General features: G+C 40.8%; 12 protein-coding genes. 6 read left to right on the top strand and 6 right to left on the bottom strand.

Annotated features, from left to right (window positions below; translation table 11 throughout):
- The first annotated feature begins 39 nt into the window (after positions 1 to 39).
- Complete coding sequence (locus KXQ82_RS05630; protein ID WP_219487182.1) at positions 40 to 210, top strand: DUF1059 domain-containing protein; 171 nt, start codon at positions 40 to 42, stop codon at positions 208 to 210.
- A gap of 66 nt (positions 211 to 276) precedes the next feature.
- Here KXQ82_RS05630 and KXQ82_RS05625 read toward each other — a convergent pair whose 3' ends face one another.
- Complete coding sequence (locus KXQ82_RS05625) at positions 277 to 1,182, bottom strand: glycosyltransferase family 8 protein (RefSeq protein ID WP_219487181.1); 906 nt, start codon at positions 1,180 to 1,182, stop codon at positions 277 to 279.
- Between the two features lie 173 nt (positions 1,183 to 1,355).
- Positions 1,356 to 6,713 carry a PKD domain-containing protein gene (locus KXQ82_RS19905; protein WP_219487180.1) on the bottom strand — a complete coding sequence of 1,786 codons (5,358 nt, stop codon included), beginning with the start codon at positions 6,711 to 6,713 and terminating at the stop codon, positions 1,356 to 1,358.
- 224 nt (positions 6,714 to 6,937) lie between these two features.
- Here KXQ82_RS19905 and KXQ82_RS05615 point away from each other — a divergent pair, with 224 nt between their 5' ends.
- From KXQ82_RS05615 to KXQ82_RS05600, 4 genes are all read left to right on the top strand, one after another.
- Entirely contained in the window at positions 6,938 to 7,207 is a 270-nt protein-coding gene (locus tag KXQ82_RS05615; protein WP_219487179.1) for a YtxH domain-containing protein, read from the top strand.
- A gap of 214 nt (positions 7,208 to 7,421) precedes the next feature.
- Complete coding sequence (locus KXQ82_RS05610) at positions 7,422 to 8,528, top strand: AI-2E family transporter (RefSeq protein WP_219487178.1); 1,107 nt, start codon at positions 7,422 to 7,424, stop codon at positions 8,526 to 8,528.
- Positions 8,529 to 8,918: 390 nt separating this feature from the next.
- Positions 8,919 to 11,471, top strand: a complete 2,553-nt coding sequence (locus tag KXQ82_RS05605) for a DUF5686 and carboxypeptidase-like regulatory domain-containing protein (protein ID WP_219487177.1) — start codon at positions 8,919 to 8,921, stop codon at positions 11,469 to 11,471.
- A gap of 42 nt (positions 11,472 to 11,513) precedes the next feature.
- A complete protein-coding gene (locus KXQ82_RS05600) occupies positions 11,514 to 11,840 on the top strand; it encodes a hypothetical protein (protein ID WP_219487176.1) in 327 nt (108 codons plus the stop codon).
- Between the two features lie 6 nt (positions 11,841 to 11,846).
- Here the strand turns inward: KXQ82_RS05600 and KXQ82_RS05595 are convergent, their stop codons facing one another.
- Positions 11,847 to 12,560 carry a ThuA domain-containing protein gene (locus tag KXQ82_RS05595; RefSeq protein ID WP_219487175.1) on the bottom strand — a complete coding sequence of 238 codons (714 nt, stop codon included), beginning with the start codon at positions 12,558 to 12,560 and terminating at the stop codon, positions 11,847 to 11,849.
- Between the two features lie 218 nt (positions 12,561 to 12,778).
- A complete protein-coding gene (locus tag KXQ82_RS05590; RefSeq protein WP_219487174.1) occupies positions 12,779 to 12,970 on the bottom strand; it encodes a hypothetical protein in 192 nt (63 codons plus the stop codon).
- Positions 12,971 to 13,474: 504 nt separating this feature from the next.
- Here KXQ82_RS05590 and KXQ82_RS05585 point away from each other — a divergent pair.
- Positions 13,475 to 13,804 (top strand): YbjQ family protein, encoded by a 330-nt coding sequence (locus KXQ82_RS05585; protein WP_219487173.1) that lies wholly within the window; start codon positions 13,475 to 13,477, stop codon positions 13,802 to 13,804.
- 90 nt (positions 13,805 to 13,894) lie between these two features.
- Here the strand turns inward: KXQ82_RS05585 and KXQ82_RS05580 are convergent, their stop codons facing one another.
- Together KXQ82_RS05580 and pgl are read right to left on the bottom strand one after the other, a co-directional pair.
- A complete protein-coding gene (locus KXQ82_RS05580; protein WP_219487172.1) occupies positions 13,895 to 14,644 on the bottom strand; it encodes a hypothetical protein in 750 nt (249 codons plus the stop codon).
- 121 nt (positions 14,645 to 14,765) lie between these two features.
- Positions 14,766 to 15,482: a 6-phosphogluconolactonase gene (gene pgl / locus KXQ82_RS05575; RefSeq protein ID WP_219487171.1), complete on the bottom strand. Its 717-nt coding sequence runs from the start codon at positions 15,480 to 15,482 to the stop codon at positions 14,766 to 14,768.
- Between the last annotated feature and the right edge of the window lie 2 nt (positions 15,483 to 15,484).

The raw sequence follows: 15,484 nt of genomic DNA, 5'->3' as shown, positions 1-15,484 counted from the left end.
CTTTTGTGGTGTAAACAATTAAAAAATCAAGATCAGATCATGAAAACATTAAATTGCTCAGATGCAGGCTTCGATTGCAAAGCCGTAGTAACCGCCGCTACCGAAGAAGAAATTTTAGCTATGGCTGCCGAACATGCTCAAACCGTACATGGCACCACCGTAACTGCTGAAATGGCCGACCAGATAAAAACCCTGATAAGGGAAGTATAAAACAATTAGTGATTTTTTTGGCCCCTGTGTAACAGGGTTTTTTTGGTTTTGGGATAAGATGAACTATTACTTTAATCCTACCTTCTTTTTTATCTTCACCCAGATATTTTTCAGCTTTTTAACATACCTGTCCATTTCGCCGATAGGTTTGGCATTACGCCATTCGGTTAGTTTGAGGTATTTGTAAAAAAGCTCTTTGTATTTAGAATTGTACGCGTACGAAGTATAAAATGGCTTACGCGATATAAAGTGTACAAGGTAAGGTTTCTCTTCATCGCCCGATGCAAAGTAGTTCCATTTTGTATCCAGTTCTAACCATTTGTTGGCCATCACAATGTTAAACCCATATTGATCGGGATAATTGGCATATTTGATATTATCGTTTATACCATCAATTATCTTTTGGGCATAATTACCCGCCACCCATTTTTCCATATCAAATATGATAAGGCCGGTATTAAGGTATTTAGTCTTGGCATCAAAACCTAATTCTTTATAATTGAATATGCCCCCCCAATCGTTATCAAAAGTAAGCAGGCGTGGGTCTTGCACAGCGGCAATAACATTATCGCCAAGATTGTGGTTATAAAGTTTGCTCACATCTTCCAGCACAATCATATCCACATCCAGGAAGAGGGCTTTTTTTGTATCCTTCGGAACTATATTGGCGATAAACAAACGCAAATATATGGTTACAGGGTATGATGTACGGTCTAATGGCAGGGTAACTCCCGGCGGGATGGTATCCTCCATTTTTATCCAGCTAATGCTGAACATATCCGCACTAACCGATGCCTCGATCTTTTTTTGGCTCTTCGGCTTAACCCCATCCGCTATCACATAAACCGCAATATGCTCGCCCGAATGATGATTCAGTTCCACCGACTTGAGTAACGCAGCCAAATGGATCACATAGTGCTCATCTGTTACAATAACTAAAGGAATAGTTGCCTGGGCTGGTTTAGTGGTCATATTCTGATGTGCGAATGTGTATATGTGCAAATATGCAAATTATTTCCCCTCACCAAAACTCATAACTTGCCTCGCCAAATTCTCTTGACTCTTGACTCTTGACTCTTGACTCTTGACTCTTGACTCTTGACTCTTGACTCTTGACTCTTGACTCTTGACTCTTGACTCTTGACTTATCTTACCAAATTAACCAAGCCGCTTCTTTTTGGCTGGTTATTGCCATAACTCATACCTTTCCATTCCTGTCCGTTGGTAAATGTTGCGGTGGCTTCCCAAACGTAAACACCTACCTGTGCCTGCTGGCCTTTTACGGTACCATCCCAGCCTTCGGTTGGTTCACCTTTAGTCGATAACTTATCGGTTTCCCAAATCAGTTGACCAAAGTTATTGAAGATACGCATGCGCCATTCTTTAATACCCGAGCCTATGGCTTTAAAAGTAGTAAGATTACTGTGCAGGCTGTTTGGCATAAAAGCATTTGGCATATACAGTTGCCCCGGGGTGCCTTTAATACGGGCTTTCCTTGTAATGGTATCAGCACAACCTTGTATGTTGTAAACTACGAGTGTTACTTTATAGCTGCCGGTATCCGCATAAGCGTGAACAGGGTTTTGTTGACTCGATGTACTGCCATCGCCAAAGCTCCACCTCCAGGCAACAGCATTTTGGCTGCGGTTAGTAAATGTGAAGTTCTTATCAGGATAATTCAATACCGAATCAGGCCCGATGGTAAAATCAGATTTTGGTGGAGCTGTAACGGTGATGTACGCCTTTTTAACTATAGTGCCCGGGCAACCCAGATCGGCTTGCGCGCTTAGGGTTACAGTGTATGGCGATTTGGTATAATCAAACACGTGTGTAGGGTTAGCTTCGGTTGATGTTGTACCATCACCAAAATCCCAGATGTAATTATTGGCCAGCTGAGTTTGGTTGGTAAAGCTTACTTTAACACGGGTACAGCCGGTGGTAACATTGGCTGTAAAAGCAGGCACCGGTTGCGGGTAAACTGTTATTACCTGTGTTGATATAATAACGGAACAACCGTTTGTAGCAGTCATTTTAACAGTATATACACCGCCTTTCGCAAAGGTGTGGTTCACCAGTTCAGGGTAAATGTTGGTATTTTTGATGGGGGTACCATCGCCAAAATCATAAGTAAAAGTATTGGCGCCTGTGGTATTGTTATGGAAAGTTACATTCCATGGGGCGCAGCCGGCCAGTTGCGGCGCGTCAACCAAAAACGCGGGCGAAATAGTGTTTGGCGATACCGTAACCACATAAGTTTGTGTAGCGCCTATACCGCATTCGCTTTGCGATGTTACCTGTATGGTATAACTTTTAGTTTTTGGTGTATTATAAGTGTGCTTAACAGTTTGTGTATCGGCAACTGTTACAGGGCCTTGTCCATCACCAAAATCATAAGTGTAAGTACCTCCACCTGTTGAGTGGTTGATCATGTTCACGGTAAACGGCGAGCAGCCTACCACAGCATCAGGTGTTACAATGGTGCGTGGTGCGCTTTTAATGGTTACTGTTGATGTGGTAGTTTTAATACCGCAGCCTGTTGTAACGGTAAGCGTAACGGTATAAATCGCATCTTTACCAATAGGGTCGGCTTTAAACGTAATGCCGTTAGGTGTTTGAGCTGTTGATGTTGAGCCATTGCCAAAATCCCAAAAATAAGTAGCGTTGTTTAACGCGGTTGATTTGTTGGTGAAACGAACAACGGTTGTTCCGCAATTCTTTGTAATGTCTTGTGTAAAGGCTGCGGTTACTTTTTGCGCCGCGCCAAAGGTATGGGCAAATACATCATTAACACAACCAAATTTGCTGGTAGTAGCTAACCTGATGTTCACGGTATCGCCATCATTTTTTAAGGTATAGCCCGGGAAGTTTAAACCTGTACCTATTTGCACGCCATTGGCATACCAGGTGTAGGTTGAATTTCTGTCGGCATAATCAACCGCGTTGATATTTTGATTATCGATAACAAATGGCGCGCATGACCTGTCGGTTGCAAAAGTATATTCCGCTTTAGCGTTAGGGTTTACTGTTACGGTAACCGCGGCGCTGCTGTTTTGGAAAGGGCCGCTACAAATTACAGTACTTACATTTCTGCGGAATTGTGTAGTTACCTGTAATACGGTTGGCTGATAGCTGCCCAATGTTGCACCGCTGATATCGGTCCAGCTTTTGCCGTTGTCTTCGCTTTTTTGCCATTGATAGCTGTAACCCGCACCACCACCCTGTGGTACATTACCGTTTATAATAGTTGGTGCAGTACCTGCGCAAATGGTTTGAGCACCGCTGATGTTGTTTGGCGATATCTGCGGAGTAGCTTTTACCAGCACACCATTACTTTGCTCACTAAACGTGCCTGATGTTACGGTACGGCGGTAATAAGTATCGGCAATAAGCACCGTTGTCAGGTCATGGCCGGTTTGGCCGCTCATTTCCTGCCAGTTAGCACCATCTGTACTATTTTGCCATTTATAGGCATAAACGTTATCGCCACCTGTTGGGTCGCTGCCCGCTATAGAGATGGTTGTACCCTGGCAAACCTGCACCTGACCAAAGCTGATGGTATTGGTAACCGTAGCCAGGTTGGTAATAACCACATCGCTTGTTGTTGGCGCGCAGCCTGCAGCGCCGGTAATTGTCCACCTGAAGGTATATTGTTTGCCGCTTTGCAGGCCGCTCACTTTGGTATCGGCTTGCGTAGCATCGGCAAATGTTACCGGGCCGTTTGCAGATACCAACGTCCATTTCCCTGTTGATGGTGCGGCAGCATTTCCTTTTAATGTGTACGATGCCGCGTTATAAATATTTTCGTTAGGCCCGGCTATCGCTTGTACCGGTGGCGCCAATACACTTACGGTAACAACAACCGGTGTGCCTGTGCAGCCGTTGGTGTTAACAGGTGTGATTGTATAAGTTACAGTCTGTGTTGTAGTTGTGGTATTGATCAGGATATCATCAATTTTAGCAGCCGCTGTAGCGGTAGCCTGGTTGGTATTTCCCTTTACACCTGCACCTGATGTTGTGCTGCTCCAGGTAAAGGTTGTATTTTCAAGGTTCGAAGCTAAAGTGATACCAGCGCCTGTGCTGCTACATACAGCGGCGTTAGCTAAAGTTGCGTTAACAACAGGGTTTGGTGTAACTGTTACTTTAAATGTAAACGCAATACCATTACAGCCATTAATTACCGGGGTAACAATGTACGTTACAATGGCATTGTTAGTAGTGCTGGTATTTGTTATGATATCGTTTATAGCACCGCTGCCTACAAGTTTGTAACCACTTGCGTTTAAGGTGCCGGTTGCTACCCAAACAAAGGTGCTGTTAGCTGCAACTGCTGCCGGCTGGTAGTTAACTGCTGTACCTGTACAAATAGTTTTGGCGGCGTCGGAAGTAATGCTGTTTATAGGATTGATGGTGATATTTACATCACTTGTTACCACATCGCAGGGTTGCGGGTTTGGTGTGATGGCTTTTAAAGTAAGTGTAACTTTACCTGTTGTGCCTTCTGCTGCTGATGGTGTGTATACCGCGTTCAGTGTATTCCTGTTTGGCGCGAATGTACCTGTACCCCCTACCCATTCAAAGCTCTGTGGCTGCGTACCGGTGATTGTCCCGGCAAGGGTAATCGCCGTATTCGGACAAACACCTAATTGGTCAGGACCGGCATATACTGTTGGCGATTGTTTAAAGTTGATGTTTTGTGATGCCGAAGTTGTACCGCAATTATTTTTGTGCGTTACAGTTACAGTATACTGCCCAAAATCAGCAAAAAAAATTTGCGGGTATTTGCTGTTTGCGGTTGTGCCATTCTGAAAAGTATAGCTTCCGCCTGTTACTGTCCAGGTGTAAGTATCGGCTACTTCGTAAGCCGTTCCCGAAAAGGTAGTAGTGCTTTGTGTGGTTTTATCATCAAAGGTGATCAAATGCCCCTTACCGCATGATTCAAAATCGGGCGATAATTTAATAACCGGGTTAGTATTGATCAGGATAGTTTTTGTTTCTGTGCTTATCGCACCACATGGGGCATCAATGCTCAGCATTACTTTATATTTCCCGGCAAGGGCAAATACAAACTGTGGTTGTTTGCTGTGCTCGTTGGTACCGTTAACATACGCTACTGCCTGCGGGCCGGTAACTGTCCAGGTATATTGGTGATTGTTACCCGAGCAGCTGTTATCTACTACCGACAGATCAGTTGGTGATACAGTTGATGCACTGCAGTAAACAGAATCGGTTAAAGTAAATTTAGGTTTTGGTGCGGCCTCAACGCAAATGGTACGGCTTACATCAGCAGCATCGCAAACATCACCGCTTTGTTGCAGGTGCAGCATAATGGTGTGTGTTCCGGTTGTGGTAAAGGTGTAGGCAAATACATCTGATAATTGTTTGTTGGTTGCTTTAAGCGCGCCATCAATATACCAGCTATAACGCGCACCTTCATTTACGCAATTAGCGCTGGCGATGGTCGGGTCATCTCCGGGAAAAGAAGTATTGTTAAAGCTAACAGGTGCATTTACACAAGCATAGTTACTTGCTGTAAATACGTTATTTGGCGGGTTAAGCACTTTTGCATAGCTGGTAACCTGTGTACCTACAGTACCGCAATACGGACTGCTCACCATAATATTTACCGGGAACATGTTGGCATGTCCCTGTGTTCGCAGACCGCATGATGATGTGGTATAGTCATGACTGATCTGGCCGCCAACAGCGTTAATTTCGCAAAAAGTGTATTTGTTGCTGCTACCATCTCCCCAGTCAACATTATAAACGTTGCCCGGATAGTTTTTTTGCAAGCCATTAGCCGATGCAACATCCATATTATAAATGAGTGTTCCTTTACCGTTTATTAAGCAGACGGTGTTGCTGCCGGTTGCGCCAAAGCTGGTGTTTACTAAGTTGTTAACTAAAGCATAAGCTTTGGTAGCTACAATGCCATTATTAACCGCCTTAACTAAAATGGTATAATGTGCCGTTTTAGCCGGGAAAGACAAACTTGGGTTTAAGGTTAAAACCCCTTCGTTAACGTGGCTCAGCTCATTATAAAAACTGGCTGTTACCGTACTGCCTGATGTGGACTGATCTAAAAAATCAAAGTTACCAGCCCTGCCATTGCAATTCCCAAAAACATCCTGGTTTGAGCTGCTGATACTTTGCGATGTGATTTTTGCAGTTACTGCGCTGCCCGCTATCACGTTTATTGTAGCTTTTGCGCTAACAATTTGCGGACTGCCGGCCCTTACCTCCAGGTTATAAGAACCCGGTGCTATTGTAGCTGGTAAAACGCCGTTCACAAAGCTGGTGTAAAAACCTGAATAAGTTCCTATTTGAGTATCTGGTGTACCATTTGGTACCGAAGAGATATATAATGTAAATGTATTGTTTTGAGCGATGCAGGCATTGCCTGAAATAGTAACCGGTACGCCGATGCTTGATCCCGGAGTGTAAGGCCCGGCATCAACATTGCCTATTGCAATGGTTTGCGCGTTAGCAATGTTTACATAGTTCATTATTATAATGAACCAGCATAGGGTGCGTTTAATTAATCGGGGGCTTAACATCTTCACTAATCTTCTAATTGTTAACTCCCTCTCTTGTACGCATCAATCATCAGAGTAGTTGCAATAATTAATTATTAATTGAATATTTTTTATTTTCAATTTTCTAAACAGTATCCGTTTTCTGTTGTTCAACTATAACAATGAAATAAATATTCACTATTTAAATATTAGTTATGAAAACTCAAACAAAGGTTATAGCAGGCGTATTGGTAGGCGCGGCAGTAGTTGCGGCAGTAGGTGTATTGATCAGTTCGGAAAGAGGCTCAGCAGTAAGAGGAGAAGTAGCTGATTATTTTGCCGATCTTATTGATTCGATTAAAAGCAAAGCACAAGCTACAGCAAACAACGTATCCAGCCTGAAAGACGACGCGGTAAACAACGCACGTAACATCGTAAAAAGGAAAGTTGATACAGCTGCAGATGCGGCCATTTCAGCGAACTAAGTTTTAGTTAATTTATTATTAAAGGCTCCGGAAAACCGGAGCCTTTTCTGTTTCCGGCCTGCATTACAACTTATAGTACCTTATTCAAACATTATCTTAATATCGGTGTTCATCAACATAATAAACTATGCAATTAAACTATGGGACCGGGCATTTTTGGTATATTAGCTATATTGGTATTAATTGTAGGCATTATATATAAAGTTAGAGGCAAATGACTGTAAAACAATACCCATTCTATCTTAAAACCACGGTAATATTATTCGGCCTCGTTTTGCTGACGTATATTCTATATACCTTACAAAGCATCATTGTACCGCTCGCGTTTTCGTTCATTATTGCAATATTGCTAAACCCGTTATATAGTTTGTTCCTGCGGATAAAGATCCCGGCTATACCGGCAATTTTATTGACCATACTAATCGCATATGCCATTGTTGGGAGTATCCTGTTCTTCCTCTCGATGCAAATGATACATTTTAGCGAGAGTTTCCCGGCACTGCAGGGAAAGTTTTCACACATGTTCATCCAGTTCCAGCAATGGGTGCAACAAACTTTTAAATTTAGCATCCCCAAACAAGATCAATTGCTGAACGAGGCTTTAAACAGCAGTAAGGCACTTATAGGCTCAACCGTTGGCACCGCGCTTACTACATTAAGTGTATTGGTACTGATACCGGTTTATGTTTTCATGATCCTGTTCTATAAAACACTGCTCATCAATTTCTTGTACGAAATATTCTCCGAAAAAAACTCACCTTCGGTACGTATCATATTAAATCAGGCCAAACACGCTGTTCAAAGTTATATGGTTGGTTTATTGATCGAGGCCTTTATTGTAGCAATATTAAACTCGGCAGGCCTGTTAATACTGGGTTTAAACTATGCCATATTAATAGGTGTAATGGGCGCCATATTGAATATGCTGCCCTATATTGGTGGCATTATCGCCATAGCTATCCCGTTGCTTATAGCTACAGTTACTAAAGACGGTTACTCAACCCATCTGGGTATCATCATCTCCTTTATGGTGGTTCAGTTTATTGACAACCACATTTTGATACCGCGTGTTGTATCTTCCAAAGTACAGATCAACGCCCTGGTGTCTGTTGTTGTGGTATTATTGGGTGGCGCACTTTGGGGTGTTTCGGGTATGTTTTTATCCATTCCGCTTGTTGCAATATTAAAAATAGTTTTCGATAGGGTTGACGACTTGAGGCCATGGGCCAAACTATTGGGCGACATTGTACCTACGCGGCATAAGGGAGAGGTGTGGAGTATCCGCAGAAAAAACACTTTAGCAGAGAAAATTACCGACTAATTAATCAGGCTTCTGCAACCTTTGTCAACTATTTGTCATCTAATAAAAAACGAAAAGCTATTTGTTTAAATAATTATCGTGCTTATATTGCGGTACTAACATTTTTCTAATAAAAATTGACCTTTACTTAAATTTTGATAATAATAACGAAACTAGACATTGCTGAATTTCATTATTGTTAATCAAACAGTATATTTGTAAAAGGTTTGTTGCAAAGCTGACCCACACCCTATTAATTAACTATGGACCCAACTCCTGATGGTGAACTATGCTTCATTCTCAGCACTTATATCCATATTTGATCCGGCTATTAAACATTGCGCATCGCGGTAGCTTTAGAAGGTGTTTTTATGAATTAGGCTATATACATTTTTTTGCTGAGCATTGAGATTGAGTACTAAAATTCCTTATTTAAAAAGTCCCTTAACTACTACAGGTTGTATTTTACTGGGCTTATTTTTTCTGTTTATATCTTCATTGGCCAATAAGGCCTGTGCACAACAGTCGCGCACCATTACCGGCAAAATCAACGATGCACAAACCGGCGAGCCTATTCCATATGTAACGGTATCGGTAAAACTAATTGGCGGCACTCGCAAAGCAGCCTCAAGCGATTTTGATGGCAACTATCATTTAATTGTTCCGCGCCAATTAGCATCCGACTCTATTTACGCAAGTTATGTAGGCTATTTAACAGGCAGTAAAACCATACCACAATCTGGCAATATTGAGATAAATTTTAAATTAACAGTCAACGCCAAATCGCTCAAAACGGTAAATATCACACCAAAAGCATACGAGAACCCGGCTTGGGAAATTATGCGTAATGTTGTTAAACATAAGCCCGATAACGACCTGCAAAAACTGCAAAGCTACCAGTACAAAAGCTATAACCGTATTACCCTATCGGCAAGTAACCTGAGTGAAAAAATGAAATCACGGAGGGTAATGCGAGATATTCTTCCGTTGATGGACAGTTTAAAAAAACTGAACAATGATGAGGGTTCTCCAGTTCTTCCAATTTTCATGTCCGAAACGATATCCAACTATTACTATCAAACCAATCCCGATCGTAAGTCGGAACATGTGGAACGTTCAAAATCAGTTGGTGTGGGTATTGAGGATGAGTCTTTAATATCGCAGCTTGTTGGTACTACTTTCCTGCAATACAATTTTTACAAAAACTACCTCAGGCTGGCCAATAAAGATTTTATTTCCCCACTTACCGATAGCTGGAGAACTTTCTATAATTATGAGCTTATCGATGACAACGATAAAATAAACGGAAAAGCATATTATAAAATTGAGTTTAAACCTAAACGCGCTCACGACTTGTCGTTTAGCGGAACGATGTGGATTACAAAAGATGATTATGCCCTATACCGTATTAATACTGATATATCGCCCGACGCAAACCTCAACTTTTTAAATGGTATACGTATCCAGCAGGAAATGCACCAGCCACAAGGCACTACTGCATGGCTGCCTACACGTACCCGGATAGTTCTACATATTTCGAGTGTAAAAAAAGACTGGACAGGCTTTATTGCAACCTTCTATTTATCTAACGGCGATTTTGAGGTAAATAAAAACTATCCTGATGACATTTTCAAAGAGCCTGTTATTTTAGCCGATGATGTAAACAAAAAAGACGAAAGCTATTGGGATAAAAACAGGCGCGATACCCTAACTGCGGCAGATAAAAACGTATATAAAATGATTGACACGGTCAAAAAAATGCCGATCATTAAAACGTACACAAGCATTGCAGGTACCTTAATTAACGGGTATTACAAACTTGGTAAAATAAGCCTGGGCCCCTACCCTTATACCTATAGCCACAATGACCTGCAGGGAAGTGTGATACGCTTGGGCGGCATTACAAACAGTGCTTTTAGTAACAAGATCATTTTAGGGGCATGGGCATCTTTCGGCTTTAGCGATCATAGGTTATCTGGCAACGCCTCAGTGGATTATATATTTTCGCGTAAGCCATGGGTGCAAGGCGGCTTATCTTACACGCATGATATTGCACAAACAGGGTATCAGTATGAAAATTACGCATTCCTAACCAACAACGTTTTTACGGCAGCTTTGTTAAATGGCACCATCAGCAAACGCGGCCCTTTTATAGAGAATGTTAGCCAGGCTTACATACAATCGGATATTACAAGCAACCTTTTAGGCAGGGTCTTTTTTAAATACAGCACGTTCGACCCTCTCTTTAATTTTGATTACAGGGATATTACCGATAGCGAGAATTTAAAAGACTATCAAACTGCCGAAGTTCGCACTGAGTTGCAATGGACTCCCGGCCGCAGGCAATTGCAGTCATCAAAAATTAACAAAAGAATAAGCATTAACGGTGGTACCGATGCCCCTATACTTACCTTTAGGTATACACACGGTATTAAACAATTTGGTGGCGATTTTACTTACAATAAATTAGGGTTCAACCTTCAGCAAAAGGTACACATGGGTATCTTTGGCCGTGGCGATTATTCTTTTATAGCAGGCTACATACCAAGTACATTGCCTTATCCATTATTAGAAAATCACCGTTTCAACTTTAATACCATGCGTTTTTTAGAGTATACCAGCGATAGGTATTTTTCGTTAACGTACACGCAGCACATGGAAGGGTTAATCACTAACAGTATTCCATTACTTAAAGCGCTTAATCTACGTACTGTAGCTGTGGTAAACATATTGGATGGCAGCCTTACTGCAGCTAATAACGAAGGCTTTGCCCGGGGTCGCAGAAGGGTTAATTTAAGTCTTAACAGCGAACCCTATGTTGAATTAGGCTATGGACTTGAAAACATCCTGAAAATTATCCGTATTGATTTTATGTACAGGATGACCCATACCGACCATATTGATAATATGGGTAACCTGCCGGATAGGTTTGCGCCAAGATTAACCCTGCAATTCAGGCTCTGATTATTTAAAACTTATGGTTTCAAATAATGTTAGTACATTATTATGAAAACCTACAAAACAAATATTTCGCCATCGCAGGATGAATTATACCGGTTATTCAGCACATCTCTAAACGCGGGTCTTACTGATAAAATCAAGTCGGATATTCATCTTGTCATCACTCAAACCACTGATGGGATAGAAATTGGCCAGCCAGATTTTTACGAGACTTATTTGTATAAGATAACCATAAACGGCAACGATGTTCTGGTGGGAAAATCAGAGCATTATATTGATGATGTAAACAGCCTGGCATTAGAAGACCTGATAGATAATATAATTACCGGCTACCTTGGCATCAACAGCATCGAAACTATACTACAGCCTTAAGTTGAATTACCGCGCGTTTGATTGATTATTGGCCTTTTTACCCATAGCATATTCAATACCGCCTAATATGTGTTTAAGAAACAGTGGCTCAGCATACGATTCTTCGGTATGGCCCATGGCCGTATAAAAAGCACGTCCCCCATCAAAACTATGGTACCAGCTTATAGGGTGTTCGCCCCCGTTACGCCCCCCGGCATAACTACCTTCTTCTATCACCACCAAAAACTTAATATCATCATTATACCAGCCGAAATTGTACCATTCATCAGTACGTTTCCATACCAGCGGTAAACCTTGGGTTGACAATTGGTTGGGATCAACAATTTTAAGTGTTGCAGCCTGAACATCCGGATGATTTTTATAATAAGCACCTACCAAACGGCCATACCAGTTCCACTCAAACTCGGTATCAGTTGCCGAGTGTATGCCAACAAAGCCGCCACCGTGATTAATATAGCCTTTAAATATTTCCTGCTGATCATCTTCCAACACATCGCCTTCGGTATTTAAAAAAATAACTGCCGAGTATTGCTTCAGGTTTTCTTCGGTAAAGTTTTCTGCATTGGTGGTAGTATCTACATCAAAAGCGTTTTGCTCACCCAATTTTATGATCGCGTTAATAGCGGTTGGGGTAACCGTATGGTGGTACTCTCCTACCTCTTTAAAAAATATAAGCACTTTAGGGTTTGCTTTGGCATAAAGCCTGGCGTTTACCGCCATAACACACAGGCATACTATAAAAACAAATTTAATTTTAGTATAAGATTGGTTGAGTTGCATATCAATTAACTACTTTATATTTTTTTTAAATATAGCTTTTTAATGCAATCAACGTATCATTACCAAACATTATTGTAACATAACGCTAAACAAAAAAAGAGTTCCATTATTGAAACCCTTTTTGTTTTAAACAGGCAAATTTATTTATATATGATTGATCAGGCAACTAAGCGGCTTCCATTAGTGCCACGTTTGCTGTCGCTGGAGTTGCGTAAGGTATTTGTATGTGATGCTCTGTAAGCCTGAAGATCGGTATCTAAAATTTCTTTCAATTCAGCATCATAACGTTTAATTAATAATGCAGTACGGTTAAGCATTAGTTTTTCGAGTATTGCGTTCATGTTTTCCATGGCTAAGTTGATTTAAGTTTTTATTTCGTTGTTGTTTAAGCTATACCCAATATAATGCCAATAATCACACAGTAACAAAACAGTACATAGTTTAGCATTTTAGGCAATTTATCGTTCCTGAACGTTTCAATATTCATAATTACTGTATATTATTTTGGTCATTGTAATGTAAACCGTTCAAAAAATCAACCCTGATAGTAACCGGTTTAAACTTGTGCTGGCGATGCAGTTTGTTAATAGTGTATTTGGCAAATACACAACTTAAAATTATCAGTAGTATCAATATTTTTGCGATCATGGCTGCTGTTGTTTTATATAACAAAGATGCCGCAATAGCTTAAACTACACCAGATGAATTAGGTAAACACCTCTATTTTGTCGGTGAAATAGTAATGTTTGCCGATAAGAAATAAAAGCAAGTGCTCTTAAAACTTTTACCGACCATTATTTACTGTAACAAACAATGGTTACATTTAATCTAAAAACTAAAATAAACTTAAAGCAATGGACAGATCATTAATTACAACCAGTATTAGTTTAGAAGGTTATAAAGTAACCAAACAATTAGGTGTAGTGCGTGGTATCACAGTGCGTAGCCGCAGCCTGGTAGGAAACTTTGCAGGTGGCATACAATCGTTATTTGGCGGCAGGCTCTCCATATATGTTGAACTTTGCGAAAATGCGCGTGAAGAAGCTTTTCAATTATTAATGCAGCATGCCCAATCGTTGGGTGCAAACGCGGTGATCAATATGCGATACGATGCTAACGAGGTAATGAACGGAATTACCGAGGTATTGGCTTATGGCACCGCCGTAGTTGTAGAAAAGGTATAATATCTAAATACTACCCAAAAACAAAAGAAGCTACCTTTTCGGATAGCTTCTTTTATAGCGGTAAACAATACAATATTTATAAATTCCGCTTTACCTGTTGTATATCTCAACAGCTTTCATCATTTGGGTATTATACATATAACTGCTAAGTGTGGCACCCGTTACAGACGCTCCGAGTACAATAAACGGGCCTGTAAAATTTACCGGTTTAATACTACCACTCGCAGTCGTTTCTGTGGTAAACAAATTTTTAAATGCATAAACCGTACCTGCCACAATCCCAGCCCATGACGCCAAATAGCCTCTTTTCCAATTCCTTGCCCCTATAGCCACTTGGGATGCCTCTTCATTATCTGATACATAATCCAACACTATACCAGGACTCATTTTATCAATAATTGTCGAGCCGTTTTTTTGGATATAGTATTTTTTTGATGTGTTATGCCCGGTTACCATATTATGATAACCAAACGACCCGGGAGCTGCATTTGGAGTGGATGAGCCATATGTGGGTGTACTCACGAGTTGGTACAATACGTTTATTTTACCATAAACTTCGCCTAAAAGTATCTTCTTATCATGCACACCAAAATACATTTGTTTTGTTTTGATGTATGCTATGCCGTCTAACGGATAAGGCTTACCATCCACAGTAACCTTATTAGGATTAACTTCAATAGTTGAAGCGTTAACACGTGTTCCTTCCGGGGTTACCAAATAAGTCGAGTCGGTGGCCGCAATTCCAGCGGTTTTAAAATCATAGTTTTTTAGGGTACTGCATGACGTTAAAAATGCCACGCACATACTCATAATAATTAAATTGGTAAATAATTTAGTCATAAATTGCGATTTAGTTTGTTAAAGTAAGATTAGGTTAATGTTATGAATATCTATATATCATTGCGCAATAAAAAAGAGGCTCCCTCAAAAGGGCAGCCTCTTTTTTATGTAATTTATATTATTACCCAATATTTAGCATGAATGCGGCAGGTTCATCTAAAAACCAATCCACATCTTTCCTGATCAACTGAGCAGGATATTCCGGGATATTAACCGGATCTTTTAGTATATGATGTACAGCCTCTGCCTTACCTGCACCATAAACCAAAAAAGCGATATGCGTTGCCTGGTTAATTAAAGGCGCTGTAAAACTGATGCGGTATACCTGCTGATCTTCAAGCCAAACAGGCTTTACACTCGCTGATTTATCATTCAATATCGGCGTATGCGGAAATAGTGATGCGGTATGCGAATTATCTCCTAACCCTAATAACACAAGGTCGAACTTCACGACATCATTATTAAAAAAGTGATTGATAGTATCTGTATAATCATCTGCAGCTTCGGCTGGGGGTAACGATGTATCCACCTTAAACACTTGCCCCGAAGCTATTTTTAATGGCTCAAACAATGCCTTTTGTGCCATTAAGGCATTACTGTCTTTATCGGTATCGGGTACATTACGCTCATCACCAAAAAAGAAATAAACCTTTTTCCAATCAACCTGATCTTTGTAGGTTTCTGATGCCAATAGCTCATACAAGCTTTTAGGTGAGCTTCCTCCCGAAAGAGAAACCACAAATTGCCCGTTAGCGGCAATAGCCTTATTGGCTGCTTGTATAAAAAAAGCAGCCAGGCCATGTAATACTTCGTCTGTTGTATTAAAAATGTGCAGCATTA

Source organism: Mucilaginibacter rivuli (assembly GCF_019391655.1).
GTDB lineage: Bacteria > Bacteroidota > Bacteroidia > Sphingobacteriales > Sphingobacteriaceae > Mucilaginibacter > Mucilaginibacter rivuli.
Note: the sequence above shows the minus strand (reverse complement) of the source record. Positions and strands in the feature narration are given on the sequence as shown.